The 4,612-nt window shown below is 59.2% G+C and carries 6 protein-coding genes and 2 pseudogenes; 4 read left to right on the top strand and 4 right to left on the bottom strand.

What is annotated here, in order from left to right; translation table 11 throughout:
- The 3 genes and pseudogenes from NKI20_RS33355 to NKI20_RS33345 form a co-directional block, all read left to right on the top strand.
- Positions 1-243, top strand: a pseudogene (locus tag NKI20_RS33355) (hypothetical protein); the annotation flags it as partial.
- A 431-nt stretch (positions 244-674) separates the two neighbouring features.
- Positions 675-1,106 (top strand): annotated as a pseudogene (locus NKI20_RS33350) (hypothetical protein); the annotation flags it as partial.
- 239 nt (positions 1,107-1,345) lie between these two features.
- Entirely contained in the window at positions 1,346-2,041 is a 696-nt protein-coding gene (locus NKI20_RS33345) for an OmpW/AlkL family protein (protein ID WP_352838215.1), read from the top strand.
- A 428-nt stretch (positions 2,042-2,469) separates the two neighbouring features.
- On the opposite strand, the gene NKI20_RS33340 is transcribed toward NKI20_RS33345, so the two are convergent.
- Positions 2,470-2,688 carry a helix-turn-helix transcriptional regulator gene (locus tag NKI20_RS33340; protein ID WP_023755980.1) on the bottom strand — a complete coding sequence of 73 codons (219 nt, stop codon included), beginning with the start codon at positions 2,686-2,688 and terminating at the stop codon, positions 2,470-2,472.
- 122 nt (positions 2,689-2,810) lie between these two features.
- On the opposite strand from NKI20_RS33340, the gene NKI20_RS33335 reads away from it, so the two are divergent.
- The gene (locus NKI20_RS33335) at positions 2,811-3,077 is read left to right on the top strand and encodes a DNA -binding domain-containing protein (RefSeq protein WP_352838213.1); all 267 of its coding nucleotides are present in this window, start codon (positions 2,811-2,813) and stop codon (positions 3,075-3,077) included.
- Positions 3,078-3,101: 24 nt separating this feature from the next.
- Here NKI20_RS33335 and NKI20_RS33330 read toward each other — a convergent pair whose 3' ends face one another.
- The 3 genes from NKI20_RS33330 to NKI20_RS33320 are packed head-to-tail and all read right to left on the bottom strand — an operon-like array spanning position 3,102 to position 4,549.
- Entirely contained in the window at positions 3,102-3,617 is a 516-nt protein-coding gene (locus NKI20_RS33330; RefSeq protein ID WP_352838211.1) for a DUF2285 domain-containing protein, read from the bottom strand.
- Between the two features lie 52 nt (positions 3,618-3,669).
- A complete protein-coding gene (locus NKI20_RS33325) occupies positions 3,670-3,909 on the bottom strand; it encodes a transcriptional regulator domain-containing protein (RefSeq protein ID WP_352838209.1) in 240 nt (79 codons plus the stop codon).
- A 28-nt stretch (positions 3,910-3,937) separates the two neighbouring features.
- A complete protein-coding gene (locus NKI20_RS33320) occupies positions 3,938-4,549 on the bottom strand; it encodes an acyl-homoserine-lactone synthase (protein ID WP_352838217.1) in 612 nt (203 codons plus the stop codon).
- Between the last annotated feature and the right edge of the window lie 63 nt (positions 4,550-4,612).

The following is a 4,612-nucleotide window of genomic DNA, read 5'->3' as shown; positions in this document are numbered from 1 at the left end:
GCCGGTTGCTTTACCCGCGCCAAACGGCGTAACAGAAATGGTCGCGGCTCTAATCGCCACTGGATGACAGTTCAGTGGCAGGTCATCTACAATGAAATAAAAAAGCTGAATGGCACTCTAGGTGTTTGGTCCCGAGCTTTGATGGTGCATTATTTTCTTCCGAATGGAAGGAGGCACTATGGGCCAGGTTCTACACGGCAGCGCCACGACGACAGAGGCAGTCCGTCGAGCAATACAAAATAGTCATGTCTGGACGGCGCCCGCTGATCAAGGGTTTGTTTTTAGCGATGGGATGGTCGCGGGTGCGGTCATGTCTCCGGCCTGTTGCTGCGGTCTTGTGACTGCTGGCCCTGATGGTATCCGCTGATCCTTTGGCCTGATCAAGAGAGCGAGCTCGAAGCTCCGACTATGCTGCAGGCTTTCAGAATCTGTCCTCGTCTCTTCCCATCACGTCCGGTTCGCGGCCTTTGCCGATGCTGTTGGTACGCCGGTGTGCCGGCATAGTGTGTTGCGTCGCGCATAAGTGCGAAGACAATACACTAGATCGATCACGCGCCTACCGTCGCAGTCATTGTCGGAACTACGACGATGTCGGACATAAGACACAGCGCTATTCAAAGTGATCGTATTGTTCTGAAAAGATTTTCCTGGTTGGCACGACACATGCAAGTCCTATGCGCAAACGCACTGCCGCGCTGCACCAACTGAGAAGAACTCATTCCATGATCACGCTCGCCCAGCATGCGGTCGCCGCCGCAAACACTGAGCTTTCCCGAGCGGAAGGAAGCCTTGCCGTCTACATGAAGGCGGATCCCCAATGGGAGGCACTGCTCGATCCGAACGCCGTCGCCGTTAGCGACGGAGAGGACTGGATCTGGGGCGGCGCGTCGATCGAGCCGGAGAGACGGGAAAGAGCCGTTCTGCGCCTGTCGCGCGGCGGAAGCGATGCGGTCGTGCATCGCGAATTCGATCTGAAGTCTCTTAGCTTCGTCGCCGACTGTTTCAACCTCGCGGATGCCAAGGGCGGGGTTAATTGGCTCGACCCTGACACGATTCTGCTTTCTAGTGCGTTTGGTGATGGCATGGCCACCCGCTCCGGCTACGCGCGCACCGTGTGGCTGTGGAAGCGTGGCGCGGATCCGCTCACCTCAGCGGTAATCTTCGAGGCCGGTTCCGAATCCCTCGGCGTATCTGGTCGTTTTGGACCGTACTGCCGGGAGCGAGCGCCTTTGGTTCATCGAGACGCCGGCCTTCTTCGAAATGATAGGTCATATCGGCGACAGGAGCGGGCCGAAGGGTTTTTCACAGTGCAATCGATCATGTCTGAAGAGCAAGGAGAGATATTATGGCGAGAAAGCAAACGGGCGTGGCGCGGGGAGCAACAGCGGCCGTCGTCCTCATGGTGGTGGGACAGCAAGCCGTTGCGGCCGACCTTGTGCAAGCCCCGAGCGTCCCGCAGGCAGGAGCCTCGGTCACGGAACGGCCAAGCCCTTGGCAGATCCGCCTGCGTGCGTTGGGGGTCGTCACTGAGGATTCGGGCTACGTCAATGCAGTGCCCGGCTCCGGTCTTTCCTATTCGGACACTGTGACGCCGGAACTCGATATCTCCTATTTCTTCACAGGCAACATCGCCGCCGAGCTAATACTCGGCACCACCTACGCGAACATCGACGGCCAAGGAACGATCGGCGGGCTTGGCAAGATCGGCAAGGTTTGGCTGCTACCGCCTACGCTCACATTGCAGTATCATTTTACCGATCTCGGCGCTTTCAAACCCTATGTCGGCGCTGGCGTGAACTACACGATATTCTATAACCAGGATGCCGGCAGTGCCGATGCTCTCAAGGTTGAGAACACGTTCGGCACCGCGCTGCAGGTCGGATTCGATTACATGGTGAATCAGCATTGGGGCGTCAACTTCGATGTGAAGAAGCTTTTCCTCAAGCCAGACTTCGACGTCACGGTCGACGGCGCGAAGCTGACGGGAAAGGCGGACCTCGATCCCTGGTTGATAGGCGCAGGTGTCACCTACCGCTTCTAACAACGAAAGGTGAAGGTGGCTGCTGATAGCTGATCGGAAATGAAGGGCGCCTCGTGCGCCCTTTCCACGCTGCACGGGCGAGTGGACCGGATCATTAGAGGGGTGGGGCCTTGTGACCCCAGGCGGGGCTGGGCGGGAGGTCTCCGACTGGGAGGAGCGTTCTGATCAACTTTATGCGATTACCATCCAACGCACAGCAGCCGATTTGTCGGGGATACCTGAAGAAGCCGTTGTTAAGAGTGGGCGTCCCCGCCTGCGCCTGACCAGGTACTTGCCAGTAGCAGCCGACAGGCTGCCCCGCGCCGGGGGCGCGAAGCCGAACGGGGCAAGATCGCTGAAGTCGGCCGAAGAAGACCGAGGGTTCACGAGCAGCCGGCGGGCGCTGGGAGGCGCGTGGGCCCGTAGCAATTACTTGGAAGTCGGGTGGGTCAGGCCTGTTTGTCGGGCCGAACCAGATCCGTGTGGCTGACGTCGAGGGCCAATGCCAGTTCATAGATCGTGATGATCGTCGGGTTTCTTCGTCCTTTCTCCAAGCCGCTGATGTACTGCTGGCTGAACCCGGAAATCTCGGCAAGCTGCTCCTGCGTCAGACGCTTCCTTAGCCTGATCCTCTGCACATTCCGTCCGACCAATCTGCGCATATCCATGCACGATAGCCAGCGGATTAGGCAGCTTGAGTTTATCAACTAAAATATGTAATCCACATTGAGTATCCCAACCCGCTGGCGGAGGGCTTCGCGGAGGCAGTTTTGCGGAGGTATAATCAGCGATGTTACAGCCCAAATCGATCACGCCGATTGCCGACGAAGTCCCATGGTCGGAGAGCCTTACGAGCTACGACAGGGAGCATTTCGCGATCTATCTGCGTATCCTGGATGCCTGTGCCGACAAAGCCAGCGAGGAGGAGATGGCAAATCGCATTCTCGGCATTGACCCGTCCATTGAACCGGTCCGCGCCAAAAAGGCCCTCCGCAGCCATATCGACCGTGCTAATTGGATGGTGACCACCGGCTACAAGGAACTCTTCGCCGGTTGACGCACAGCGCGGATCTCATGCTCTTCAAAGCAGGAAATTCAGATATTCGCCGTTCATTAGCGCACGGCCACGTGAGACGGCGCGCCGGATACGATCGCGCAGGTGATCTTGAGGATCCTTCCAGTCGGACCGGACGCGCGCTTGGCCGACGAGCGCTTCGGCGATTTCGCGATGTGATGCTCCGGCAAGCGCGCCATCGAGCGCGCGGAGGACGAAGTTCAATCGGGGCCCGCGTCTTTCTGGCGGAAACAAGCGCGCTGGCAGTTTTCCGTAGGCACAAAGGGCATTGAGGCACTCCAGCGCTAACAGACGATGCTTCGAAAGTGCTGCCGGCCAGATCGCCTCGGTGCGGAGGTAAACAGGATGCAGGACATTCGCTCCCGAAACAGCAAGCTGGAGGCTGCGCTCCGCATCGCGAAGAAGGACCTCCTGGCTCTTGTCGGGCATCAGCAGGACTGCAGCACGACATGGCAATGCCGCCAGCTCGAACGACGATATCGTCGATGACGCAAATCGCCGTTCCGCAATGACAGGCAACACGCTTGGACACCGGCGGGGACACCAAAACACAGTCGCGCTGCGCCCGTAAGATTCAGCGAAACGAAACACCCCAGCGCGACAGGTTGCCGGCCGACGCGATCACCTCGACGGTGGTGCCATGCTGCAAACTGTTGGCCTGCCGGCGCGCCGCAAGCACATCATGCTGAAATACCGGATTGCGCCGCAAAAACTCCCAAGCCCAGCCACGCAGCGTCAGCTGAGCGGCATAGTCGTATGTCCTATCATTCCACCAGTCGGGCAGATCGGCGTCCGTCGCAAGAGACGTGGACATGACTGTGCTCTCCTGCCGGGCGTCACATTCACGCCACCCGGCGAAGCACCGGCGCCCATAGCACCGGACTGTCGATACCGCTGTTTTGTCGCACCGCATGAAGTGTCGCTTTCGACACTTCGAGGTAGCCCGCCAGTGCGCGTGTCGCGCCGATCGTGTGCGGGTTGCCGATCCGCTCGAGGGGCCAGCCGGCGCGACGAAGAATGCGCTCCATGCGCAAGTCGGTGACCGTGACGACGTGGCTGAGCCGGCGTGAGAGGCCGAACTCGATCATGCCGGCGAAGAGCTCATATGTGCCGAGAGCGATACCGCCCGCGCCCTTTTCCCCAGATGAAGCTATGTCGAGCGCAAAACGGCTGCTTTCCCACACGCTCGGATCCTCAGGTGCAGCCCTTCCTTCCAACAGCATCGGAAAGGTATCGCGAATCATGGTCGGGCCCGCTGAGGGCAGAAGGCGAACGCAACCCTCCACCCGGCCCCCGAAACCGCGCAACAACAGGTAGTGCGGTCTGAGCGCGTCAAAGGAATCGATTTCATAGCCGCCATTATCCTGCACGTCCCAGCCTAGGCGTTCCTTGAAGACGCGAAATCGAAGCCGATGCATTGCATGCAGTCCGTTGACCTGCCACTGAACTGTCATCCAGTGGCGATTAGAGCCGCGACCATTTCTGTTACGCCGTTTGGCGCGGGTAAAGCAACCGGC

This window comes from Mesorhizobium sp. M0830 (genome assembly GCF_040319965.1).
Taxonomy (GTDB): Bacteria; Pseudomonadota; Alphaproteobacteria; order Rhizobiales; family Rhizobiaceae; genus Mesorhizobium.
Note: the sequence above shows the minus strand (reverse complement) of the source record. Positions and strands in the feature narration are given on the sequence as shown.